The organism is Pseudomonas sp. 7P_10.2_Bac1 (assembly GCF_025465935.1).
Classification (GTDB): domain Bacteria; phylum Pseudomonadota; class Gammaproteobacteria; order Pseudomonadales; family Pseudomonadaceae; genus Aquipseudomonas.
Window position 1 is genome coordinate 32,049 of the sequence record NZ_JANLNV010000020.1, and the last position, 23,507, is coordinate 55,555.

Annotated in this window: 20 protein-coding genes; 13 read left to right on the forward strand and 7 right to left on the reverse strand. The window is 57.9% G+C overall.

What is annotated here, in order from left to right; all coding sequences use genetic code 11:
- The first annotated feature begins 7 nt into the window (after positions 1 to 7).
- Positions 8 to 427 carry an EamA family transporter gene (locus tag NTD86_RS04135; RefSeq protein ID WP_262200895.1) on the forward strand — a complete coding sequence of 140 codons (420 nt, stop codon included), beginning with the start codon at positions 8 to 10 and terminating at the stop codon, positions 425 to 427.
- Between the two features lie 113 nt (positions 428 to 540).
- Here the strand turns inward: NTD86_RS04135 and NTD86_RS04140 are convergent, their stop codons facing one another.
- Positions 541 to 1,299, reverse strand: a complete 759-nt coding sequence (locus NTD86_RS04140; protein WP_262200896.1) for a MipA/OmpV family protein — start codon at positions 1,297 to 1,299, stop codon at positions 541 to 543.
- A 226-nt stretch (positions 1,300 to 1,525) separates the two neighbouring features.
- Between NTD86_RS04140 and NTD86_RS04145 the strand changes: the two genes are divergently transcribed.
- From NTD86_RS04145 to metR, 7 genes are all read left to right on the forward strand, one after another.
- Positions 1,526 to 2,221 carry an MtnX-like HAD-IB family phosphatase gene (locus NTD86_RS04145; protein WP_262200897.1) on the forward strand — a complete coding sequence of 232 codons (696 nt, stop codon included), beginning with the start codon at positions 1,526 to 1,528 and terminating at the stop codon, positions 2,219 to 2,221.
- Complete coding sequence (locus NTD86_RS04150) at positions 2,214 to 3,608, forward strand: aspartate aminotransferase family protein (protein ID WP_262200898.1); 1,395 nt, start codon at positions 2,214 to 2,216, stop codon at positions 3,606 to 3,608. The genes NTD86_RS04145 and NTD86_RS04150 overlap by 8 nt, the downstream gene beginning before the upstream one ends.
- A complete protein-coding gene (locus NTD86_RS04155; RefSeq protein WP_262200899.1) occupies positions 3,605 to 4,471 on the forward strand; it encodes an alpha/beta hydrolase in 867 nt (288 codons plus the stop codon). Before NTD86_RS04150 ends, NTD86_RS04155 begins: the two co-directional genes overlap by 4 nt.
- A gap of 15 nt (positions 4,472 to 4,486) precedes the next feature.
- Entirely contained in the window at positions 4,487 to 5,611 is a 1,125-nt protein-coding gene (locus NTD86_RS04160) for a GNAT family N-acetyltransferase (protein WP_262200900.1), read from the forward strand.
- Entirely contained in the window at positions 5,611 to 7,374 is a 1,764-nt protein-coding gene (locus tag NTD86_RS04165; RefSeq protein WP_262200901.1) for a sensor histidine kinase, read from the forward strand. The genes NTD86_RS04160 and NTD86_RS04165 overlap by 1 nt, the downstream gene beginning before the upstream one ends.
- Positions 7,371 to 8,762 (forward strand): sigma-54-dependent transcriptional regulator, encoded by a 1,392-nt coding sequence (locus tag NTD86_RS04170; protein ID WP_262200902.1) that lies wholly within the window; start codon positions 7,371 to 7,373, stop codon positions 8,760 to 8,762. The genes NTD86_RS04165 and NTD86_RS04170 overlap by 4 nt, the downstream gene beginning before the upstream one ends.
- Positions 8,763 to 8,894: 132 nt before the next feature.
- The gene (gene metR, locus NTD86_RS04175) at positions 8,895 to 9,812 is read left to right on the forward strand and encodes a transcriptional regulator MetR (protein WP_262200903.1); all 918 of its coding nucleotides are present in this window, start codon (positions 8,895 to 8,897) and stop codon (positions 9,810 to 9,812) included.
- 98 nt (positions 9,813 to 9,910) lie between these two features.
- Here the strand turns inward: metR and NTD86_RS04180 are convergent, their stop codons facing one another.
- From NTD86_RS04180 to NTD86_RS04200, 5 genes are all read right to left on the reverse strand, one after another.
- The gene (locus NTD86_RS04180; protein WP_262200904.1) at positions 9,911 to 10,432 is read right to left on the reverse strand and encodes a GNAT family N-acetyltransferase; all 522 of its coding nucleotides are present in this window, start codon (positions 10,430 to 10,432) and stop codon (positions 9,911 to 9,913) included.
- Positions 10,433 to 10,447: 15 nt separating this feature from the next.
- Positions 10,448 to 11,086, reverse strand: coding sequence for a LysE family translocator (locus NTD86_RS04185; RefSeq protein WP_262200905.1), 639 nt, complete (start codon positions 11,084 to 11,086; stop codon positions 10,448 to 10,450).
- Positions 11,087 to 11,108: 22 nt separating this feature from the next.
- A complete protein-coding gene (locus tag NTD86_RS04190) occupies positions 11,109 to 11,513 on the reverse strand; it encodes an NUDIX hydrolase (RefSeq protein WP_262200906.1) in 405 nt (134 codons plus the stop codon).
- 125 nt (positions 11,514 to 11,638) lie between these two features.
- Positions 11,639 to 11,908 (reverse strand): type B 50S ribosomal protein L31, encoded by a 270-nt coding sequence (locus NTD86_RS04195; protein ID WP_262200907.1) that lies wholly within the window; start codon positions 11,906 to 11,908, stop codon positions 11,639 to 11,641.
- 101 nt (positions 11,909 to 12,009) lie between these two features.
- Positions 12,010 to 13,332, reverse strand: coding sequence for an APC family permease (locus NTD86_RS04200; protein ID WP_262200908.1), 1,323 nt, complete (start codon positions 13,330 to 13,332; stop codon positions 12,010 to 12,012).
- A 2-nt stretch (positions 13,333 to 13,334) separates the two neighbouring features.
- Here NTD86_RS04200 and NTD86_RS04205 point away from each other — a divergent pair, with 2 nt between their 5' ends.
- The gene (locus NTD86_RS04205) at positions 13,335 to 13,469 is read left to right on the forward strand and encodes a hypothetical protein (RefSeq protein WP_262200909.1); all 135 of its coding nucleotides are present in this window, start codon (positions 13,335 to 13,337) and stop codon (positions 13,467 to 13,469) included.
- Between the two features lie 67 nt (positions 13,470 to 13,536).
- On the opposite strand, the gene NTD86_RS04210 is transcribed toward NTD86_RS04205, so the two are convergent.
- Positions 13,537 to 14,355 carry a carbon-nitrogen hydrolase family protein gene (locus tag NTD86_RS04210; RefSeq protein ID WP_262200910.1) on the reverse strand — a complete coding sequence of 273 codons (819 nt, stop codon included), beginning with the start codon at positions 14,353 to 14,355 and terminating at the stop codon, positions 13,537 to 13,539.
- Between the two features lie 102 nt (positions 14,356 to 14,457).
- Between NTD86_RS04210 and NTD86_RS04215 the strand changes: the two genes are divergently transcribed.
- The 4 genes from NTD86_RS04215 (at position 14,458) to NTD86_RS04230 (ending at position 23,476) form a co-directional block, all read left to right on the forward strand.
- On the forward strand, positions 14,458 to 15,231 hold the full coding sequence (locus NTD86_RS04215; RefSeq protein ID WP_262200911.1) for a helix-turn-helix transcriptional regulator: 774 nt from the start codon (positions 14,458 to 14,460) through the stop codon (positions 15,229 to 15,231).
- A gap of 132 nt (positions 15,232 to 15,363) precedes the next feature.
- Positions 15,364 to 16,983, forward strand: a complete 1,620-nt coding sequence (locus NTD86_RS04220; RefSeq protein WP_262200912.1) for an FMN-binding glutamate synthase family protein — start codon at positions 15,364 to 15,366, stop codon at positions 16,981 to 16,983.
- A 204-nt stretch (positions 16,984 to 17,187) separates the two neighbouring features.
- A complete protein-coding gene (locus NTD86_RS04225) occupies positions 17,188 to 22,224 on the forward strand; it encodes a dermonecrotic toxin domain-containing protein (protein WP_262200913.1) in 5,037 nt (1,678 codons plus the stop codon).
- Between the two features lie 142 nt (positions 22,225 to 22,366).
- On the forward strand, positions 22,367 to 23,476 hold the full coding sequence (locus NTD86_RS04230; protein WP_262200914.1) for an OpgC family protein: 1,110 nt from the start codon (positions 22,367 to 22,369) through the stop codon (positions 23,474 to 23,476).
- Positions 23,477 to 23,507: the final 31 nt, after the last annotated feature.

The window sequence follows — 23,507 nt, forward strand, 5'->3', positions numbered from 1 at the left end:
ACTGATGATGGAAAAGACTCAACCAATGAACACAACACCCAATGGCTGGTTGCATGGCCGAGTGGGTACGGTAGTGCTATGGGCGCTGCTGATCATTCTTGAAAGTGGCGGACAAATAGCCACCAAAGTCGGCGGCGACCAACTGGGCCAGATGGATTTCAACTTGCAATGGCTGCAAGCCGTGATGACCAACTCGGGTGTGTGGGTGGCGATTGCCTGTTACGTGGGCGCGTTTTTCGTATGGATGTTGATTCTGCGGCGCAGCAGTTTGTCGCTGGCCTTCCCGTTGAGTTCACTGGTGTTTGTAGGGGTGTTGCTGGGCTCGTGGCTGGGCCTGGGAGAACACATCAGCTTGCTGCACTGGGCGGGCGTCGCAGTGATTATCGTCGGAATTGCTCTGCTGGCCGACGGTGAGCCCGAACACTGACTCCTTCACCAGCGACTACAGGACTCCCGCCAAACCCGCGAGGCCACACCTGTAGTCGCTGACGAGATGAGGGCCGCAGGACCGCCGTCCAGGCCAGCCCTTACGGGGTGTGTTTAGAACTTGTAACTCACTGCCGTCTGCACGCTTCCCTGATTCACTTCGCCAACTTCTTTGACGATGCTGCTGTCCGCCGCCGAGCCAACCAGGCGTATCCAACTGGCACTGGCGACCAACGACCAGTTATGCGCCAGCGGGAATTCAAAGTTCTGGGTCAACGTGACGTTCTGGAAACCCCCGCTGGCGTTGTAGCGCGAAATCCCTGAGGCCTGAGCCTCGCTGGCGTTAACGCCAAAGAAGGTCGACATCTGCCGGCCATCGGCAAAGTGCGCGGACAATTGGCTGCTACCGATAATCCCGAACCCCAGCGGATACCCCAACTCACCGCCCACCTGCCCCAATACGCCGCCCTGCCCGCCTGCGGCACCCACCGCCTGGCCCACCTGAGCATATAAACGCCAGAAGTCGGCCGGGCTGTACTGCACAAAGCCGCCCAGTTGCGCCATGTCGGACACATACCGCAGACCGCGCAGCGAGCCATTGGCATTACGCCCTGGCAAATAGTTGATAAACGGGCCCGCGGTCCAGCCGTTGCTGTTGAGTGCGCTCCAGGTCAACCCGTCGTCAGTGTCCAGGCTGAAATCGCCCCAATCCACATCGAAATACGGCACTGGCACCGTCTGATAACGGCTGCCACTGGGGTCGTAAGGCTGATAACTCACCCCTGCGCCTACTTCTCCACTAGGGCCATCAGCCGCGTGCGCACCGGCGCTCAGCAGGGTGAGCAGCAAGAAAGCAGACAAAGGCGTTTTCATAACACGGGTTCCATAAAAGTTCATGCGCGCATAAATCGCTTTTTTGTCAGAGCGACGCAAGCACTGATGTTGTTTGTAGCGAGCTACAAAAATTGTAGCTCGCCTGCCCCCGTTCGCTCGAACTGGCCGCCAAGGCCCGCGCCCGCTGGGCTTTGGCAAGTTGGCACAGTCAATGCAATTACCTGTTCATGCGCAAACAGCGCCTCTCCTCAACAGGACAATGCAGATGATGCAATGGCATATCGTGTGTGATTTCGACGGGACCATTACCCGTACCGACGTCATCGACAACATTCTTCAACGCTTCGCTGACCCTAGCTGGGAGACGATCGAAGAACAATGGGTGCAAGGTGAAATCGGTTCGCGTGAATGCCTGAGCCGCCAGCTGTCGCTGGTCAAAGCCTCCCCAGCTGAATTGCTGGCCTATTTCGACACGGTGGAGATTGACCCGGACTTCCCGGATTTCGTCGATCACGTCATCGGCCTGGGCGCGACCATTGAAGTGGTCAGCGACGGCATCGAACAAGGCATCGCCCGCATCCTGGCGCGTAACTACGTGAGCCTGTTGCCGATCCTCGCCAACCGCCTGCGCCAGGTTGACCAGAACAGCTGGCGCATCGACTTCCCCTACGCCAGCGACGCCTGCCGCGCGGCCTCGGGCAACTGCAAATGCAAGTCCACCCCCAGCGGCAAACGCGTGCTGGTGATTGGCGATGGCCGCTCCGACATGTGCGTGGCCTCCAGCGCCGACTTCGTGTTTGCCAAGGACAGCCTGGCTGACCACTGCGAACGTAACGGCATCCCGTACGCGCGCTTCGATTCTTTCGCTGAACTCCCGGCCTTGCTCGCCAAATTGCCAAGCAACGCCGCCAACGCCCCTCATTATTCTCGTGACCAGCAGGAACTCTTCAATCATGTCTGATATTCGAATCGCTACCGCTGAAGACCAGATTCTTCTGGAAAAAGAAGCCAAATACTGCTCGTACGGCGATACCGTTCACTACATCGAACCACCGCGTATTTTCAGCCGCTGCGAAGGCTCCTACGTGTGGGACACCGAAGACCAGGCCTACCTTGACCTGCAAATGTGGTACTCGGCCGTTAACTTCGGTTACGCCAACCCGCGTCTGAACAACGCCCTCAAACAACAGATCGACACCCTGCCGCAGATCGCCAGCCAATACCTGCACAAAGGCAAGATCGAGCTGTCGGAGCGCATTGCGGTCGACGCCAAGAACAAGTTCGGCCTGGACGGTCGCGTCCACTTCAACGTCGGCGGCTCACAGTCCATCGAAGACTCCCTGAAGGTGGTGCGTAACGCCAGCAACGGCAAGAGCCTGATGTTCGCCTTCGAAGGCGGCTACCACGGCCGTACCCTGGGTGCGTCCTCGATCACGTCGAGCTACCGCTATCGTCGTCGCTACGGTCACTTTGGTGAGCGTGCGCAGTTCATCCCATTCCCGTACCACTTCCGCGGCCCTAAAGGCATGACCAAGGAAGAGTACGGCAGCTACTGCGTGAAGCAGTTCGCCCGTCTGTTTGAAACCGAATACAACGGTGTGTGGGACCCGAAAGTTGGCTCCAGCGAATACGCAGCGTTCTACGTCGAGCCGATCCAGGGCACCGGCGGCTACGTGATTCCACCGATGAACTTCTACCGCGAACTCAAAGAAGTGCTGGACCAGCACGGCATCTTGTTGGTGGTCGACGAAATCCAGATGGGTTTCTGGCGGACTGGCAAGCTGTGGTCGATCGAACACTTCGACGTCAAACCGGACGTGATCGTCTTCGGTAAGGCGCTGACCAACGGCCTCAACCCGCTGGGCGGCATCTGGGCTCGCGAAGAGCTGATCAACCCGAAGGTATTCCCGCCAGGTTCGACTCACTCCACCTTCGCCTCCAACCCGCTGGGCACCGCAGTCGGTCTGGAAATGTTCAAGATGACCAGCGAAGTCGACTACGGCGCGATGGTCATGGCCAAGGGCAAGTACTTCCTGGAAGGCCTGCAAGAGCTGCAAAAACGCTACCCGATCATCGGCGACGTCGACGGTCTGGGCCTGGCCCTGCGCTGCGAAATCTGCGCGCCGGACGGCTTCACACCAGACAAGGCAACCCTGGACTACATGGTTGAAGAAGGCATGAAGGGCGACATCGAAATCGACGGTAAGCGCTTGGGTCTGATTCTGGACGTGGGCGGCTACTACAAGAACGTCATCACCCTGGCTCCGTCGCTGGAAATCAGCTACGAAGAAATCGACCTGGGCCTGGCCCTGCTCGACCGCCTGCTGCACCGGGCGATGAAACGGTGAACGCGTCAGAGATCGATCTGGGCGAAGGCGACGCCGGTTTCGTTCTCGGCACGGGTGAGATCGGGATCCTGTTGATCCACGGTCTCACCGGCACCCCGACGGAACTCCGTCGGGTGGCCCAGGGCCTGGCCAAGGACGGTACGTGCACCGTGTACGTACCCACCCTGGCCGGGCACTGCGGTGACAATAGCGACCTGCAAGCCACTGGCTGGCAAGACTGGTACGAAGGCGTACGCAAAACCTTCGTCGGCGTTCGCCAACGTCATCAACAGGTATTTGTAGGCGGCTTGTCGATGGGCGCCGTGATGTCCATGTACGTGGCCTCCGAGCACCCAGGCCAGGTGGCCGGTTTGCTGATGTATTCCACCACGTTGCGTTACGACGGCTGGAGCATCAACAAACTGGCGTTCCTGACACCGCTGCTGATGAAGATTCCGTTTGGCGTGCACCTGTGCAGCTTTGAAGAAAAGCCGCCTTACGGCATCAAGAACGAACGTCTGCGGGCGATTGTCGAACGGCAGATGAAGGCCGGCGAAAGCAGCAATGCCGGGTTGTTGACGATGGAAGGCGTGACCGTGCGCGAACTGCACCGGATGAACGCGGTGGTGAGAAAACGCATGCCGTCGATCACCACGCCAGCGCTGGTCCTGCACTCCATTGAAGACGACATCACCAGCCGCTGGAACGCCGATTTCGTTGAACGTCATCTGGGGGGGCCGGTGACCAAAGTGCTGCTCGACAATTGCTACCACATGATCACCGTCGACCTGCAATATCGCCGCGTGATCGAGTTGAGTGCGGCCTTCGTGAAAAAGAACAGCACCGCCCCACAGCAACCCATTGAGTACTTGCAACAAGCCTGACCCCAAGGACGCCGCATGATTACTGCCCAAGCCTTTTCATCCATTCAGGCCATTGAGCGCGAAGCCTGGAATGATTGCTTCCCGGGTGCTCTGGAGGATTGGGACTACATCACGGCGGTTGAAAAAGCCGGCATCGAAGGCTTCGAATGGCGTTACCTGACGCTGTTCGAAGGCTCCACCCTGATTGCTGCGGCCACCGCATTCACGACCAGCTATCGGCTCGACACCACGGTTCAGGGCATCGGTAAACGCTTTACCGAGCAACTCAACCGCCTCATGCCCGGGCTGATGCAATTACACCTTTACGCCATCGGTTCGCCGGTGACGGAACAATGCAGCGCGGGTACGGCCAGCCATATCGCCGCCTCGGAACGCCCCGCCCTGCTCGCAAGACTCCTTCAACTGGCCCACAGCGACGCCGCCCAATTGGGCATCGGCCTGCTCGCCGTCAAGGACGTGCCCAGCAGCGATGATGACTGGGCACACAGTTGCAAGGCAGCGGGTTTTCAATCCATGCCCAGCCTGCCCAGCGCTATGCTCCCGGTGCCCTTCGGCTCGGTCGACAGCTACCTCGGTTCACTGGGTAAATCCACGCGCAAAGACATGCGACGCAAGCTGCGCGCCCCAGGCCCGCGGGTCGAATGGCGCAACAATATTGACGATGTGCTGCCCGAGATCATGCGCCTCTACGAAGCCACGCTCGCGCGCAGTGATTTGCAATTTGAACGCTTACCGCCCGCCTATTTCACCGGTATTCTCCAGCAACTGGGTGACCGGGCATTGTGCTCGCTGTATTGGGTGGACGAGCAACTGGTTGCCTTTAACCTGGTACTGATCGACGAACATCGGCTGGTCGACAAATTCTTCGGCCATGACCTTGAACTCAGTCGCGAATACAACTTGTACTTCAGGAGCTGGCTGGTGAATGTCGACTACTGTATTCAAAACAAGATTGCGCTTTATGAGTGTGGTCAGGCAGGGTATGCCAGCAAGATTCGCCTGGGTTGCATCTTTCATAACAACACGCTGTTCTTCCGCCATCGCAATCGGCTGATCAACAGTGTGCTCAAACTGGTCAAACTGTTCATCCGTCCTGACCGCCACGACCCCGCTCTGGCTGCTGCGATAAGCGAGTCATAATGCCCATCACGCCTGGTTCATCGCGCAAGCCCCACCCCTTTAAAGTGTCGCGCTGGACGGTTCAGCGCAAACTGGTACTGGCTTTTTGGCTGGTCAGCGTCGTACCGACGATGATCGCTGCCGAACTGGCCGCCACCACCCTGTCGCAAATTTTCGACAGCAACGTGCGCGTGTGGCTGCAGGAATCCACCAAGATCGTCAAAGACGAGATCAGCGAGATCCTCCAGGACAACGCCCGCGTGGCCAAGTTGTTCCTGCAATACACTCACCCGCCGTCGAACAACAAAGCCATTCGCCATGACAAGCTCACTGCCGACATTGCCGATGCGATGGGCATTGACGTGGTGGCGTTGATTCGCGACAGCGACCATAAAGTGGTGTTCAGCACCGCCAGCGACAATATCGTCGACCAGATCAGCCTGGCGCCCAATGCCGTGTTGCAAACCATCAACGTGGGCGGCATTCCCACAGGCACTGTGGTGTCGACCTTCACCACGTCCCAGGACGGCGAGGACTACCAACTGCTGGTCGCGACGTACATGGACAGCAGCTTCCTGACCAGCGTCGCCGATGTGCACTCCCTCGATCTGCGCCTATACCTGTCCAACGCCAACGGCTTTGCCGAGATTTTCTCCAGCCAGCATTTCGATGATCACAAGCCCATGCTCTCCCACAGCATCGAAAAGACCCTGCGCGAGACCAAGCTGCCCAGCGAGCAGTTCACCAGTCGCTACAGCGGTCTGTACTGGCCGATCCTGAATGACAACGGCGAGCTGCAAGGCGTGATCTACAGCGGCCTGCTGCGCCATTCCAGCCTCGTGGGGCTGGTCAACCAGACCAATCTTTTTGCACTGATCTTCCTGCTCGGTTCATTGTTGTCGCTGACGGTCGGCTGGCTGGTTTCCGAGCGATTGACGCGGCCACTGCGCGCCTTGTCCGAGGGTGTACGCGCAGTGACGGCGGGAGACTACAACCAGCGCGTCGCCGTATCGGGGCACGATGAACTGGCCGAATTGAGCAGCACGTTCAACCACATGACCGCACGACTGGGTGAGTTGCAACACCTCGAAGGCCAACTGCGTCGGCGTGACCGTTTGCATGCCCTCGGCGAAGTGGCCATGGGCCTGGCACACGAGATCCGCAACCCGCTGGGCATCATCAAAACCGCCACCCAGTTACTGCACCGGCGCGCCGACCTTGGCGAAACCGACAAGCGCCATCTGGAATACGTGGTCAGCGAAGTGACGCGCATCAACGAACTGATCACCGAATTCCTCGATTTCGCCAAACCCAGCGCCCCGGTGCGCTCACAACAGCCTGCTCGGCCGCTGGTAGAAGACATTCTGGGCTTTTGCGAGCCCGAGCTCAAAAGCCACAATATCGAAGCGCAAATCGACGATCAGGCGCCGGGGGCGACGCTCTATGCCGATGCCCGCCAGCTCAAACAGGCGTGCCTGAACCTGATCCTCAACGCAATCGATGCCATGCCCGACGGTGGGTACCTGACATTGCGCATTGCGCAGGATGACATCGGCGATACAGTATTGAGCGTTATCGATACTGGCCAAGGTATTGAACCCGACATGATCGAACGAATTTTTACCCCGTTTGTGACCACCAAAGCCTCGGGCACGGGTTTGGGCTTGCCCAAAGTCTTCTCGATCCTGGAAAACCATGACGGCCGTGTTGAATGCCTCAGCGAGAAAGACGCGGGCACCACGTTCAACTTGTACATTCCGGCCCACGGAGGGGATGAGTCATGAGCCATAACGTACTGGTAGTCGACGATGAGCCAAAGCTGTGTGACCTGCTCAGCTCAGCGCTGACCCAGAACGATGTTCACGTTTTCACCGCAGGCAACGGCCTGCAGGCCCTGGCTATTCTGGAACAGGAAAACATTGACCTGGTGATCAGCGACTGGCGCATGCCCGGCATGGACGGTCCGCAGTTGCTGGCCGAGGTCAAGCAGCGCTACCCGCAGTTGCCGGTGATCGTCATGACCGCCTACAGCACGGTTAAAAACGCCGTGCAGTCCATGCGCAACGGCGCCTACGACTACATTGCCAAGCCTTTCGACATCGACGAACTCGACATCACCGTCAGCAAGGCCCTGCAATTTCGCGACATCGTGCGTGACAACGCGCGCATGCGCGCCGAGCTCGATGAGCATCAGCACATCGACAGCCTGGTCGGCGAAAGCCCGAGCTTTCGGCGTGTTTTGCATGCCATCGACTCCGTGCGCGACAGCAATGCCACCATCCTGCTGACCGGCGAAAGCGGGACCGGCAAAGAAATGGTCGCCCGCGCCATCCACCGACACGGCAGCCGTGCAGACAAACCTTTTGTGGCCGTCAACTGTGCAGCCATTCCTGAAGGGCTGCTGGAAAGCGAGATGTTTGGCCATCGCAAAGGCGCATTCACCGGCGCGGTGGCGGATCGTGTCGGGCGCTTTATGCAGGCAGATAAAGGCACGCTGTTTCTCGACGAAGTGGGCGACATGCCGTTGGCCTTGCAGGCCAAGATTCTGCGGGCGCTGCAAGAGCGGGTGATTGAGCCGGTGGGCGATCCGCGTGAGCGCAAGGTCGACGTGCGGGTGATTGCCGCGACCAACAAGAACCTGCTGGAAGCCGTGGCCAACAAAGAGTTTCGCGAAGACTTGTACTACCGCCTGAACGTCTTCCCGATCCCGCTACCCGCCTTGCGTGATCGCGTGGAAGACATCGGCCCGCTGGCGCGGCATTTTGCCCACAACTTGGGGGCGACCGCAGGCAAACGGATTACCGGCTTTAGCCCAAGCGCCCTACAGGCCATGACGCAATACAACTGGCCGGGCAACATTCGCGAACTGCAAAACTGCGTAGAGCGCGCCACCATCGTGGCCAAGACCAGCACGATTGAGGACAGCGACTTGCCGCCTTACCTGTTCACGGCCCAACCAATGCACAGCAGCGCTCTAGCCACACCTGAAGTCCGGGTACCGCCGGACCTGGAGGCCGCGCTGGCGGAAGTTGAAAAGGCCTACATCCTGGCAGCCTTGCAACAGGCCCAAGGCGTACAGGCTGCTGCGGCTCAGTTAATTGGTATTTCTGAGCGCAGCTTTTGGTATCGCCTGAAAAAACTCGATATCCATGTGGACAAGATAGTCAGGTGAAAACACGGGGAGCGGCAAGCGGCAAGTAAAAGCATGTCGCTTGCCTCTTACCGCTCCCCCTCGACACCCAGCACAACATGAGACAGACTCAACACTTTCGTGCTGATCATCAATTTCACTCATGGAGCCATCGTGCTGGAAATTCGTCACCTCAAAACCCTGCACGCTTTGCGCGAGTCCGACAGCCTGGTCGAAGCGGCCGAGCGTTTGCATCTGACTCAATCTGCGTTGTCGCACCAGTTCAAAGAGTTGGAAGAGCGCATGGGCATGCCGCTCTTTGTCCGTAAGACCAAGCCGGTACGTTTCACCAGTGGCGGCCTGCGCCTGCTGCAACTGGCTGACGCCATGCTGCCGTTACTGCGGGCAGCCGAACGCGATATTACGCGGCTGATTGGCGGCACGGCCGGGCGCTTGCACATGGCGATTGAATGCCACAGTTGCTTCCAGTGGCTGATGCCAACCATCGACCAGTTCCGTGATGCCTGGCCCGAAGTGGAACTCGATCTCGCATCGGGCTTTGCTTTCGCACCCTTACCCGCGCTGGCGCGGGGTGACCTGGACCTGGTAGTGACGTCTGACCCGCAGGAAATTGCCGGTCTGACTTACGTACCGCTGTTTACCTACGAAGCCATGCTGGCCGTGGCCAACCAGCATCCTTTAGCCGCCAAACCTTTCATCGTGCCCGAAGACCTGACCACGGAAGTGTTGATTACGTATCCGGTTGAACGTGACCGCCTGGACATCTTCACCCGTTTTCTGGAGCCCGCCGACGTCGAGCCAGCGCAAGTGCGCACCTCCGAGCTGACGGTGATGATGATGCAACTGGTCGCCAGTGGCCGCGGCGTGTGCGGTATGCCGCATTGGGCGCTGCATGAATACAGCTCGCGCGGCTATGTGCAGGCCAAGCGGCTGGGCGAAAAAGGCTTGTTTGCCACACTGTATGCCGCCGTGCGCTCCGACATGCTGGATGCACCTTACATGCGCGACTTCTTGCTGACGGCTAAAGACACGTCATTTTCGACGCTGGATGGCGTGAGCGCGGTTCGATAAGCGCTCATCATCGACACAAGCTTTAAGCGATCTGCAGTCGCTGACGCGTTCCGAAGGCTGCGATACGGGCCTCAGGAGTGCCGTCCGAGGTCGCAGCCTCATTCGTCGGCAGCAACTGCAGCATCGACCCGGCGCCGCATATGCACCCGGTCGAAATAGTCTTCCCCGACCCGAATCGCACTGTCTTCCAGCGCCGACTGCTCAAACCCGCAACGCCGATACAACGCCAGCGCGGCCGTGCTGTTGGCACTCACGGTCAGTTCAACCACTTTGATGTCTGGCTCTTGCTCGGCCAATGACAGCACCGCCTGCACCAGTTGCTCACCCACTCCCTGCCCACGCAACGCCTGGGGTACGTAAAGGCCAAACAGGGTCGCCTTGTGCTGAGCGTCTTCCCAGGGCTCAAACGCCAGGCCGACAATCCCCGCCAGTTGCCCATCTACAAAAGCCCCGAACACGGCGCTTAACTCATCGTCCAACTGCCCTTCCCACCAGCTCAACGGCAATTTCTCACGATTGCCAATGCTGGACACAAAGGCCTCCGGGTGCAGCGAATACGCCTCCAGCATGAGTTGGCGATAAGCCTTGGCGCGGGAGGGATCAAGCAGTTCTATAGCCATGACAACGGGTCCACATCACACAGTTTTACGGGGTTCGAGTAGCAGCCTGATCGCCAGCCCGGCCAGCACAAAGCCCATCACATAACGTTGTGCTATCAGCCAGGTGGGGTTGCGCATGAACCACACGGCGATACCGGAAGCGAACAAGGCAATCAGCAGGTTGACGCTGAAGCTGACACTGATTTGAGTCAGGCCCAGGAGGACGCTCTGTGTAAACACCGAGCCATGCTCAGGGCTGATGAATTGCGGGAAGATCGAGAGGTAAAAGACAGCCACTTTTGGGTTCAGCACGCTGGTCAAAAACCCCATCAACATCAGCTTTGGCGTCGAGTCCGGCGCCAGGTCACGCGCTTCAAACGGTGAACGCGCGCCGGGCTTCAGAGCTTGCCAGGCCATCCATAACAGGTAGAGCGCGCCAGCCCACTTCAACGCTTCATACGCCATCGGGACGGCCAGGAAAACCGCTGTCAGCCCCGCAGCTGCAGTGAGCATGTGCACAAAAAAACCGGCCACAACCCCCACCAGCGACGTGACTCCGGCCTTGCGACCCTGACAGATTGAACGCGATATCAGGTAAATCATGTTCGGCCCCGGCGTCAGCACCATAAGCAGGCACGCCGCGGCGAAGATCAGCAGGTCATGAGCAGGGATCATCAACGGTCCTTGAAGCTTGCTGTCAGGTCAGCGACTGACGATAAAACGGCAGGATCAGGTCACGTGTCAAGGGCGCCAACTGCAGGTCGCCATCACCGGCAGGATCAATCCAGCGTACTTCTTCAATCTCGGCTGCCGGGTTCACCGGCTCGTCGATAGTGAGCTGAAACAACTCGGCCTCCACGATAAACCCCGGCTCATTGACGGCGGGCGCCGAGAAGTGACCAAGGTACACGGCATCCGTGGGTTCAATGTGCAGGCCGAGTTCTTCGTGCAGCTCACGGGCCAGTGCCTCGACAGGCCGTTCACCGGCATCAATCTTGCCGCCGGGCTGCATGAACGCCTGGGTGCCGCGCTTGCGCACGAGCAGGGTCTGGCCTGTAGGCCCGATCAACAATGCAGCCGCGATACGGATGGTTTTTGACATGGAAAAGGACGCCTTGAACAAAAAGGCGGCAAGGATCACACGACTCTCGCCGCATCTCAAATAACCGATAAAAAAAGGGCCACTTCATCAACTGAAGCAGCCCTGAGGTAAAACGGTTGGCCTGATCAGCCTTCAGCTTTTTTGCCCGAGCCAAACGTCGCGAAACGCTTGTTGAACCCGGCAATCCGGCCTTCGGTCTGGGTCTTGCGCTGCTGGCCGGTGTACACCGGGTGGGAAGCGCTGGACACGTCTAGTGCGACGTAAGGGTAGGTGTTGCCATCGCTGTGTTTGTGAGTACGGTCGGTGTCGACAGTGGAGCCGATCAGGAAGAAAACGTCGGCGGCGGTGTCGTGAAACAGGACGGTGCGATAGTCAGGATGAATACCAGTTCTCATAGTGCCTCCGGGGCGTCTGGGTGATGTCAATGCGTTATACAGTAACACAATGAGCACACCCAAACGAGAACCGATTGCAATAAGGATAAACCCAAGGCTTATCAGGATTCCTGGAAGTCCATCTCAGGTGGCTGTTTGGAGAAGCCACGAGTCAGGAAACCCAGGTAGATAAAGCCAATCACCAGCCAGCTCAGGCCCAGGTAGATCGCCAGATGGTCGAGGCTGATCATCAACCACAGGTCCGCCAGCAGACCGATGGTCGGGAAGACCAGGAACAACACGATTTCACGCAGGCCACGCTCTTTACCGCCGATCCAGTAGTGGAAGATCACCGAAAGGTTGACCAGGGTGAACGCCAGGAAAGCACCGAAGTTGATGAACGAGGTCGAGGTCGTCACGTCCAGTTTGAGTGCCAGCAAGGCGACAACGGCGCACAGCAGAATGCTGTTGACCGGCGTGCCGAACTTGGCGTGCAGGGTGCCGAAAAACGACTTGGGCAGCACACCGTCACGGCCCATCGCATAGAGCAGGCGCGAACCACTGGCCTGGGCCGACAGGCCCGACGCAAATTGACCGACGATCAAACCAATCAGGAAGATCGACACAAACAGGTCGCCACCAATGTTGCGGGCGATCTCGTACGCGGCAGAATCGACGTCTGCGAACTGGAACGACGGGTGGGCGATTTGCACGAAGTACGACACGCCCACAAAGATCAGCCCGCCGATCAAGGTGATCAGCATGATTGCGCGCGGGATTGTCCGACGTGCATCGCGGGTTTCTTCAGTGAGGGTACTGACCGCGTCAAAGCCCAGGAACGAGTAGCAAGCGATGGCCGCACCGCTCATGATCAACGGCATTTGCATCTGGCCATTGAAGAACGGTTCGATGGTCCACAGCGGCTTGCTCGCGTCACCGCCGATGTAATGCACACACAGCGCCACAAAGGCGATCAGCACCAACGCTTGCACCAGCATCAGCAAGCTGTTGATACCGTTGGCCAGTTTCAGGCCGACGATATTGATCAGGCTGGTGATGCCGATAAAGGCCAGGACCCAGATCCATTGCGGTACGGCTGGAAACGCCGAATGCAGGTACGCCGCGCCGATCAGCCAGATAGCCATGGGCAGGAACAGGTAGTCGAGCAGCACCGCCCACCCGGCAATGAAGCCGAGCTTGGGGCTGATAGCCTTGCGCACATAGGTGTAAGCGGAACCCGCCACCGGGAAGGCCGAAGCCATGCGCCCGTAACTCATGGCGGTAAAGAACATCGCCACCAGAGCGGCCAGGTAAGCTGCCGGCACCATGCCAGCAGTGGATTGCGCCAGGATACCGAACGTGCCGAGCACGATGATCGGTGTCATGTAGGCGATGCCAAACAGCACCACCGACCCTAGCGACAAGGTGCGTTGCAAACGAGCCATGGATGAATCTCCGCGCGATTATTGGTTTTATGGCAGAACTGGAAGTCGGTGAAGCACATCTATTTTTTATGGTCGATCACGCCCACGCTCTGCGCAGGCATGTCGCCTCGGACGCTCCGCGTCCGTTTATGTCGTAACGCCAACTGTCATCGGCGTGATTCCCAGGCACTGCCTGAGAATGCAGCCTAGACGCTGGGCGCCCGTTTACGCAGGGATCAACAACTCCCGGATCCCGTCAGCGCGCTCGATTACCTCTCCCGGCAATTTCAAGCGCTGGTCGTCCAGATAGCGGTAGTCCTTGCGAGCCGCCTTCAGTTGCGCCAGATCCAGCTCTACGCGGAACTGACCTTCTTCACGCCCTGCTTCAAACAGCAGCGTGCCGAATGGGTCCACCAACGCACTGCCGCCGGCGAACATCAGGCCGCCGTCGCCCTCTTCCACACGGTTGACCATCAACGCGAATGCCTGGTTTTCCTGGGCACGGGCCATGATCGAGGTGCGGTGAGTTGGACCGTAAGGGTCCATGTTGCCGTTGGTGACAATGAGCAATTCGGTACCCAGTTGCGCCAAGGCACGCGCGCTTTCCGGGAACTCGATGTCGTAGCAGATCAGCAGACCGACGCGTACGCCGTTCCACACACAGGTGGTGTAGCGATCGCCAGCATTGAAAACGCCACGGTCAGAAGCCCACAAGTGGGTCTTGCGATAACGCAAGGCCACACCTTCAGGGGTGATCATGAGCGTGGTGTTGTAGAATTTGCCGTCGTCGTTTTCGGCCATGCCGATCACCACGGCAATATTGCGTGCTTGAGCGGCCTTGATAATGGCCTGCACGGTTGGCCCGTCGATAGACTCGGCAACCGCTGCTACTGTTTGCGCAGAGGGGAAACCCATCAGGTGCGTTTCCGGGAACACGATCAACTGTGTGTCGGCCGCGCACGCTGCAATGGACGCAAGGGCCCGTTCGAGGTTGTAGGCAGTGCCGTTGTCACGGCCTGCCAATTGAGCAAATTCGACCTTCATGGGTATTCCCGTTCTTTTATAAGTGTTCTCGTTGCCGCAGTATGCTTAGCCACAACCTGCCAGGGAATCACGCGGCGGGGGTAACCCGATAGGGGTAGATTGATGACCATGTCGCTGCAAGACATCGCCTGGCACCGTTCAGTTGGGCAAATGATAGACGCTTTGGACCAGACCAACTTCTGGACTCAACTCGTTCGTCTGCTGGACCAATATGTGTCGTTTGACAGTTGGGTCGTGCTGCTGTTCAGCAGCGAGCACAAACCACTGGTGTTCGCCGAGTGCCCGGGGCAGGACGGCAGCCCCGACCAGTTGTTTCAGGACTACCTCAACGGCCTGTACCTGCTTGATCCGTTCTACATCGCCAGCCGTGAACAGGCGCGTACCGGCCTGCTGCGACTGGCCGAAGTGGCGCCGGAACATTTCGAACTCACCGAGTACTATCAGCGCTACTTCCGCCTCAACGTGGTGGCCGATGAGATCCAGTTCAACAGCCACCAGCCGGACGGGCGTACCTTGTGCCTGTCACTGGGATCGCGCCAGCGCTTTGATCGCGAGCAAATCGCCCTGCTGTCGCTGATCCAGCCCTGGGTGTTGAGCCTGCTACGCCAGCGGCTGCCTTATGAACTCAAGCAGGTCAGTGCCCCCGAGCCGCCAGAGTTGAACGACGAATGGGGCACACACCTGACCGCTCGCGAACTGGATGTTGGCCGCCTGATGCTCAGCGGCTGCTCCAGCAAGGAAATCGCCCGCAAGCTGGATATCTCGGTCGAAACCGTGAAAGTCCACAAGAAGCACATCTACCGCAAGCTCGGGATTAAATCCCAGTCCGAGCTATTCTCGATCTTTCTCCAGGCGCAAAAAGACCAGGCAACCTGAGTCAATGAGCCTTGTTCTTTAGTCCAATCAGGGTGCTTCATCGCCGTCGCAGAGCCCTTAGTCCTTGTCCGGGCTTTGCGCGCAGGCGCAGAATGACCTATCGACCCTAGCGTCAAACCCAAGGAAAACCGTATGAGCCTGTCGTTACTAAGCCGTTACGCCTTCTTTGCCCTCTGTGTCATTTTCACCCTCGCCAGCCTCCCCTTCATGCACCACGAGTGGTTGTGGCCCTTCACCGCAGTGACGTTGGCCCTGAGCCTGCTGGGCATATTCGACTTGCTCCAGGGCCCGCACGCAGTGCGGCGCAACTACCCGATCCTGGGCAATATTCGCTATCTGGTTGAAGCCATTCGCCCGGAAATCCGCCAATACCTGTTGGAGTCCGACAGCGACGCGCTGCCCTTCTCGCGCGCGCAACGCTCATTGGTGTACTCGCGGGCCAAGAATGAAACCGCCGACAAGCCGTTCGGCACATTGATTGATGTGTACCAGCCGGGCTTTGAATTTATCGGTCACTCCATGCGCCCCGCGCCATTGACCGATCCCAGCAGCTTTCGCATCACCATCGGCGGCCCGCAGTGCACCCAGCCGTACTCAGCCTCGATTTTCAATATCTCGGCCATGAGCTTTGGCTCGTTGAGTGCCAACGCGATTCGCGCCCTCAATCAGGGCGCCAAGCTCGGTAACTTTGCCCACGACACGGGTGAAGGCAGCATCAGTTCATATCACCGTGAAAACGGGGGCGACCTGACCTGGGAACTGGGCAGCGGTTACTTCGGTTGCCGCACTTCCGATGGCCGTTTCGACCCGGAGCGCTTCGCCGCCCAAGCCCGCACGCCGCAAGTGCGAATGATCGAAATCAAAATGAGCCAGGGCGCCAAGCCGGGCCACGGCGGCATTTTGCCCAAGCACAAGGTCACCCCGGAAATTGCTGAAACCCGTGGCGTCCCCCTGGGCGAAGACTGCATCTCGCCGTCGCGCCACAGCGCATTTTCAACGCCGATCGAAATGATGCACTTCATCGCGCAACTACGTGAATTGTCGGGTGGCAAACCCGTCGGCTTCAAGTTCTGTCTGGGTCACCCATGGGAATTCATGGGGATCTGCAAGGCCATGCTGGAAACCGGCATCCTGCCGGACTTTATCGTGATTGACGGTAAGGAAGGCGGAACCGGCGCGGCCCCGGTGGAGTTCACCGACCATATCGGTGCCCCCATGCGCGAAGGCTTGCTGTTTGTGCACAACACCCTGGTGGGCCTCAACTTGCGTGACAAGATCAAGCTCGGCGCCAGCGGCAAGATCGTCAGCGCCTTTGATATTGCCAGCGTGCTGGCCATCGGCGCGGACTGGGCCAACTCGGCACGCGGCTTCATGTTCGCCATTGGCTGCATCCAGTCGCAGAGCTGCCACACCAACAAATGCCCGACCGGCGTGGCCACCCAGGACCCGCTACGCCAGCGTGCCCTGGTAGTGCCCGATAAAGCGCAACGGGTCTTTCAGTTCCACACCAACACCCTCAAGGCGCTGGCCGAAATGCTCGCCGCTGCCGGCCTGGAGCACCCGGCACAACTGACCGCCAAGCATTTGGTGCGACGTATCTCGCGCACTGAAATCAAACTGTTTTCGCAGTTGCACGTGTTCCTCAAACCCGGCGAACTGCTGACCGGCGAAGCCAATGGCGAATTCTATTCGCGCATGTGGCAAATGGCCCGGGCCGACAGTTTTGAACCCAACGAGATCGCCGCAGCGTGATTTGAACCCAGGCCCCGAACATCACGCAAACGGATGTTCGGGAACCTATTACGCATAAGTACCATTCAATAAGGCATTACATAGTTACTATTCATACTTTAATACTTGCTCAACTACCTGCCCGCACTATCAATTATTTAACCTATTAATAATCGCGACATTGTTTCTAGACTGGCATGACTTTCTCCACTACGGACATGACTCATGCCGACTGTTGCGTTAACCCATACGCCCTCAACACAGCCTGATTTAAAAGACTTGGGCATTCATCACGACCTGATTAAAGCCAAGGCACAAACAGCCATTAACACCTTTCACTCTTCATTAATTCCAGCCCTGCGCAATCAAGTCTATCCGCCGATGTCCGGCTATAACTCTTTGGGCGCGGAACAGCAACAAGGCCTTCGCGAACATCAGGCACTCTCGCGTACCCACCTGATCCAACTTCGCCAGTACCTGGACGCCATCAGCAGTGTAGAGGCCTTTGCCGAACCCTTGTTGCAGGCCGCTTTGTTGAAGGCGTTCGGGATCGCCTGCGATGTCAGAAAAAATGTCATCACCGTGACCACGCTCAACGCCTTCACAGGGGAGATCGCAAGCCAGGCCACGCAGACGCTGTTGCAAGCCGCCCTGCACAACTTTTTGCCGGAACACGCTGAAGCAGGTGGCCTACCGAGGGGTTCACATATTTGGGACTACAAGTCCACTCGCTTCAGCGACCCGGCGCCCAAGCTGCTCGACATAGACCCCGTTGCCTTTGCCCGTTTATGTCGAGAATTGAATATCGGAAAACGCTACCAGGACCATCTGGCGGCCATTCTCAGCCCGCCGCACGCGCTGGACAAACTCGCTATCGCTTCTTTCTTCAGAGCCCATGAACGCAGTACGCTGTTGTTACAGGCCGATGTAGCCTTGATGAATAAACATATCAAGCCCGAGACCTATACCACTTTAATGCGCTTGGGAGCCGGAGACGAACAGCCCTTGTTTGGTAGCCTGCCCATTACATGCAACTACATGAAACTGGATGAAGTTCAACTCTCATCCATGGTTCTTTTTCATGGCAATCCGCTTGAACAAGAACAGCGCTGTATTATTTATATACCCGGCGACCCGATCAGTTGCCTGAAAGAGTACGACAACTTAAGAGCCGCCCACGCCGACCTGATGATCAAACTGCAGGACGCAGCCTACCGTGAGTTCTTTATTCACCTGGCCCCGCAATCACAAAAACTGGCATTGACCAAACGCTTTAACAATCGTTTTGCAAAAGGCGCCAGAGACCCGCTGGGGATGGTCCAGCAGCCTATCTCCGGCAATCTGTTCCAGCATTTATATAGCCGCAAGGTCCAGCAATTAATGGCGGACGCGCGATTCCTGGCCGTACCGACCGATGACATCAATCGCACCGCATTAGTGAATCGGCTGGAACACTACCTGGACGTCAGCCTGAATGTGCTGAACGTCGCCGCATTCTTTGTGCCTGGGCTGGGTGAAGTCATGGCCGTGGTGTTTGCGGCGCAGATCATGAACGACGTTTACCACGGCATTGAGGCCTGGGAGCAAGATGACAAGGACCTCGCCTGGGACTACACCAAAGGCGTGCTGGTCAATCTGGCCACTGCGGCGGCCATCGGTAAATTCGCTTCGGAACTCGCCCGCCCCTTACCGGTAAAACCGGTGCCGGTGGTCGAAGAACTGGAGGTCTTTACCCAAGGGCCAGGGCAAATCAAGCTCTGGAAGCCCGATATCACCCCCTTCGAACATGACATCAGCCTGCCCCAGGCGCTCAAACCCGATGCCAAGGGCCTGTATTACCACATGAGCCGGTATTACCTGAAGCTGGAAGACAAACACTACAGCGTCGAAAAAACCGGTGAGCACACGTATCGATTACGCCACCCCACGGCGCCAACAACCTACGGGCCCGAACTGTCGCATAACAACCATGGCGCCTGGAAACACGGCGCAGAAGAACAAGCCGACTGGGATGCAAACACCTTGTTCAGGCGCCTGCACCCCACGCTGGGTACTGCCGACAGTGAAACAGTTGAACAGATGCTGCACGCCTGTGACGTCGACGAAGCCGAACTGCGCCAAGTGCACGTCGACCTGAGCCCGCCGCCGGCACTACTCAATGACAGCATCACACGCTTGGCCATCGACCGTGACTTGCAACGTTTTATCCAGCGGATGCAGGCGGGAGATCGCACGGCGGACCCACAAATTCAGCTCCAACTGCTGGTTGAAGAGGATATGTGGCCTGCCACTAAAGCCCTGCGCTTTATTGATATCCAAGGCCAAACCATCAGCGAGTACGGCAATAACCTGACGAAAAAGCTGCCCATCATCCAAGTCCTCGACAGCCAGTTACGCCGTGGTGAGATGCTCAAGGTCGTGCTCGAATCCCTGGCTCCCGAAGAAGTGACCTGGCTGGTGGGGCTCAGTACGGAGCAGGGTGAAATTGGTAGCAGCCTGACGGAGAAGGCCGACGCCTTGCACAAACGCCTGACCCTGCGCGCCAGACAGCGTGCAGACAAACTCTTTGCGTCGCGCTACATGTCACCGCCCAAGCCCGACTCCCTTGCAGCGCGGCAATTGCTCAAGCGATTCCCCACACTCCCCGGCCCAGTGATCGACGAGTTGCTGGCCTCGGCCACTCAGGCCGAGTTTGAAGTACTGGACAAGCAAATACGGGTGCCCGTGCGCATTGCGCAGGAGGCTACTCTTTACACCCAGGAACTGCGCCTGACCCGAGCCTTTGAAGGCCTTTACCTTGAATATTTGAACAATGCAGACACGCAGAAGCTGATTTTGCACAGCCTTGCGAACATGCCCGGCTGGTCGAAAGAGGTGCGCATCGAAGTGCGCGACGGGGCGTTTTCAGGACCGTTGCTTGACCATGTAGGCGCAGCCAATGCACCGATCCGTAAAGTGCTGGTCAAGGAGGGCACGCGGTATCAAACCTACGACGCCAATCACCTTAACTTGCATGGCCTGGATGACCTCTATGCCAGCGTGCTGCATGCCCTGCCCGATGCCCAACGCCAAGCGCTGGGGTTTGCGCATCCGGCTCAGGGCCCAGCCCTCAAGGCAGCGCTTGCGCAACGCGCGCCCATGAGTCGCAAGGCACTGCGCGAAGCGCTGCAAATGCCGCGCGCCCAAGGCCCTTCGCCGATGCAGCTGGCAAAAGGACGCCCTGTCGACTCATTCCCCCTGCCCGCGGCCGCGCGTTGTGCACGGTCACCCTTCGCGTGCTTCAGATCAACCCCCAGGCGTGTCAGAAGCCTGATAGCTGAGTTGTACCCAACCCATACGCCCGAGTCCGTCGAGGAGTTTCTGGGGCTGGAAGACCTGTACAGCCGCGAAGGCTTGCAGCGCCTCGAAGGCTTGAGGGTGGAGTTTCGAACACTGGTCAAAGCGTTAGAAGACTGGAAAGCCAAGCCACCGGAACTGGCTCAGGTCAGCCCTCACCATGTGCGTCTGGTTCACCCCATGGATAAACAGCGAGTCATCAACAAGCTGATCAAATGCTGGCAACGCAGAATGACTCGACCCCGGGGCGGTAGCGAGGTGCCGTCAGACGTCACGCTGGGCATTGACGGTATCCATTTCGGTAGATTCCCCGAGCTGAGTGCAGATTTCAGCCACGTCAAACAACTGCAGTTCAGCAACTTTTACCTGCAATCCAATATCAACGAATTTCTGGGGCATTTTCCGGGCCTGACGTCACTCACTTTCAATACGACGCACCTGTATGCACTGCCTACAAGCATTTTTGATTTGACCTCACTGACCCATCTGCATCTGGGCGGCAACAGCATTACCCTGTCTGCCGAAGAGGCTCTCAAGCTTGGAGCAATGACCCAGCTAAACACACTGAATTTAAGCGGCAACCCATTGGAGACCGTTCCCGACTTCAGCCAACTGAATCAATTGCAGCAACTGAACCTCAGAAATACTCAGCTCAATACCTGGCCAGCTGGGGTCGATACTCTGCAAGACCTGACTCACCTTGACCTACGCGAGAACAACTTAACGGCTTTGCCCGAAAGCTTTTTCCAACTGCCTGCGCACCGCCTGCGACGCACCTATGTACACGGCAACCCATTGTCCGCCACCACCTTTGACGCAGTGATCGCCTACCGGCAACAACTGGGTCTACGCTTCGAAGCGCGGGTACACGCACGCGGCACGGCCCCCCACCCCGCCGAGATTTGGCTGGATGATACGCTCGCTTCCAATCTACGCATTAACCGGCTTGAACTCTGGGCAGCCCTGCAAGCCGAGCCAGGGAATCAGGATTTTTTCAGGGTGATTCATGACCTGTCGGACTCACCCGACTTTCAGTTTGCTCGTGAACAATTGACGCAACGGGTATGGCGTGTGGTGGCAGCGGCCGCCGAAGACACCTCTTTGAGGGATTTATTATTTGGTGCCGCCATTGAACATGAATCCTGCATTGATCGCGCCTCGACGGTGTTCAGTCGATTTGGCTACAAGGTGTTGCTACATGAAATAAGCCTGCTGAGCGGCCCCCTCAAAGAGACCACGCTGGTGAAGTTGATCAAAGGTCGGGCGCGGCTGCTGCAACTGGATGACATCGCCCAAACCCAAATCGACCTTCAGATGAGCGCCTACAACACCGCCCGCGAGGAAGGACTTCTTACACCGTTACAAGTTTCTGAACTCAAACCTGATCCGCTCGAAGTGCAATTGATCTATCAGGTTGACCTCGCCGATCGCCTGGAGCTGCCTTGGCAGCCAGCGCATATGAAGTTCAGGACCCTGGCGAAAATCACCCCGGAGCAAATAGAAGAAGCTTTCAGGCTGATCATCAACCAGGAAAAAGTCCCCGGTTACTTGCCGAAAAAAATGCTCGAGGAACAACCTTGGCAGGATTATCTGACCGAGCACTACGGCACCCGGATTGAAGTTGAGCGTGAGCCGCACCTACAGCGCATCAAGGACATTGATCGGCTGCAAGACCTGCAGGAACAGTGGGCCGAACAGCAGGCCGGAGGCGACAACGAAGCGTTTAAAACGTTGACCGCCGACGTGAAAGCCCTGGCACAAGAACTGGGTGTGGATGAGCAAAAGGTGTTTACCAAAGCGCCGATGCTCGATGAGGACTACTACGCCCTGCAACTCAAGGCCCGTGCAGACCGCGACGAGGTGTTGATCAAACTCACGCAAGCCATTCTGGATAAAAAACCTGTGTCGAACATCCTCGACCAATAAATCTATCGGCGATTACATAAAGTCCTACACGCACTTTGCATTTATCACTCAATAGCCTCACCCTGCGCGCCGCCGATGTGCGGCGCGCACTTTCTGCTGAGCGCGTCAGTCTTTATTAACTTCTGCTTGAGAATTTGCCGTGATGATTAACGGACGCGACCACCGCATCGACTTTTTTCGCGGGCTGGCGCTGATATTTATTTTTTGGGACCACATCCCGCACAACCCATTGGCGCAATTGACCGTGCGCAATTTCGGTTTCAGTGATGCCGCGGAGATTTTTGTATTTCTGGCCGGTTATGCCGCCGTACTGGCCTACGGCAAGATTGCCCGGCGTGATGGCTTGTTGATCGCCAGCGTGAAGATCTGGCGCCGCGCCTGGGTGTTGTATGTCGTGCATATCTTCTTGCTTGCCGTGCTGATGGGCATCGTATTTTTTGCCAACAGCCACGTTGAAACCCGTGACCTGGTACAGGAAATGGGCTTGCAGTACTTCTTGAGCAACCCGCAACAGGCGCTCACAGATGAATTGCTGCTGCGCTTCAAACCCAACTTGATGGACCCACTGCCGTTGTACATCGTGCTGCTGATCGGCTTGCCGCTGGTCCTGCCCATGCTGCTGCGCAAGGCGCCCTACGTGGTGGGGGTTTCACTGTTGCTGTATTTGATAGCGCCTTACTGGAACCTGGCGTCACAAGAAGGCGGTGTGTGGTTTTTCAACCCGATAGCCTGGCAGTTTCTGTTTATTCTCGGAGGCGCACTGGCGTTGCACAGCCAAGCCCATCCGGCGATTGACCAGCGTCCTTTGCAGCGGCAACCGTTGTTCGTGGGCGCACTGATTTATCTGCTGGTGACCGGGCTCGTTGCCGTGTCGTGGCGATGGCCAGAACTGCACGACGCGATCATGCCCGTGGCAGTAGGTAAACAGGTGTACCCGATCAGCAAGACCAACTTGTCGCCTCTGCGCTTACTGCACTTTCTGGCGTTGGTCTACGTGGTCGCCAAACTGGTCCCGCACAGTGACTGGCTTGACCGGTGGCTCCCTCGACAAGTCTGCCGCATGGGCCGTTATTCGCTGGAGGTGTTCTGCCTGGGCGTGATCCTGGCCCCGCTGGCAGACATGTTCAATGCATTGGGCGGCGATACCTGGCCGGTCAAAATATTCAGCGCCGTATTGGGCGTAGGACTTATGGCCGTGCTGGCCTTGTGGCTGGACTGGAACAAGCGGCTGGGGCTGGCGCCCAAAGCATGACGTGAGTAGGAGCGAGATTGCCTCGCGATCT

Excerpts from the sequence above, each read along its gene's own strand:
- NTD86_RS04135 (WP_262200895.1), top strand. The coding sequence starts at position 8 with ATGGAAAAGACTCAACCAATGAACACAACACCCAATGGCTGGTTGCAT.
- NTD86_RS04140 (WP_262200896.1), bottom strand. The coding sequence starts at position 1,299 with ATGAAAACGCCTTTGTCTGCTTTCTTGCTGCTCACCCTGCTGAGCGCC.
- NTD86_RS04145 (WP_262200897.1), top strand. The coding sequence starts at position 1,526 with ATGATGCAATGGCATATCGTGTGTGATTTCGACGGGACCATTACCCGT.
- NTD86_RS04150 (WP_262200898.1), top strand. The coding sequence starts at position 2,214 with ATGTCTGATATTCGAATCGCTACCGCTGAAGACCAGATTCTTCTGGAA.
- NTD86_RS04160 (WP_262200900.1), top strand. The coding sequence starts at position 4,487 with ATGATTACTGCCCAAGCCTTTTCATCCATTCAGGCCATTGAGCGCGAA.
- NTD86_RS04165 (WP_262200901.1), top strand. The coding sequence starts at position 5,611 with ATGCCCATCACGCCTGGTTCATCGCGCAAGCCCCACCCCTTTAAAGTG.
- NTD86_RS04170 (WP_262200902.1), top strand. The coding sequence starts at position 7,371 with ATGAGCCATAACGTACTGGTAGTCGACGATGAGCCAAAGCTGTGTGAC.
- NTD86_RS04180 (WP_262200904.1), bottom strand. The coding sequence starts at position 10,432 with ATGGCTATAGAACTGCTTGATCCCTCCCGCGCCAAGGCTTATCGCCAA.
- NTD86_RS04185 (WP_262200905.1), bottom strand. The coding sequence starts at position 11,086 with ATGATCCCTGCTCATGACCTGCTGATCTTCGCCGCGGCGTGCCTGCTT.
- NTD86_RS04190 (WP_262200906.1), bottom strand. The coding sequence starts at position 11,513 with ATGTCAAAAACCATCCGTATCGCGGCTGCATTGTTGATCGGGCCTACA.
- NTD86_RS04195 (WP_262200907.1), bottom strand. The coding sequence starts at position 11,908 with ATGAGAACTGGTATTCATCCTGACTATCGCACCGTCCTGTTTCACGAC.
- NTD86_RS04200 (WP_262200908.1), bottom strand. The coding sequence starts at position 13,332 with ATGGCTCGTTTGCAACGCACCTTGTCGCTAGGGTCGGTGGTGCTGTTT.
- NTD86_RS04205 (WP_262200909.1), top strand. The coding sequence starts at position 13,335 with ATGAATCTCCGCGCGATTATTGGTTTTATGGCAGAACTGGAAGTCGGT.
- NTD86_RS04210 (WP_262200910.1), bottom strand. The coding sequence starts at position 14,355 with ATGAAGGTCGAATTTGCTCAATTGGCAGGCCGTGACAACGGCACTGCC.
- NTD86_RS04215 (WP_262200911.1), top strand. The coding sequence starts at position 14,458 with ATGACCATGTCGCTGCAAGACATCGCCTGGCACCGTTCAGTTGGGCAA.
- NTD86_RS04220 (WP_262200912.1), top strand. The coding sequence starts at position 15,364 with ATGAGCCTGTCGTTACTAAGCCGTTACGCCTTCTTTGCCCTCTGTGTC.
- NTD86_RS04225 (WP_262200913.1), top strand. The coding sequence starts at position 17,188 with ATGCCGACTGTTGCGTTAACCCATACGCCCTCAACACAGCCTGATTTA.
- NTD86_RS04230 (WP_262200914.1), top strand. The coding sequence starts at position 22,367 with ATGATTAACGGACGCGACCACCGCATCGACTTTTTTCGCGGGCTGGCG.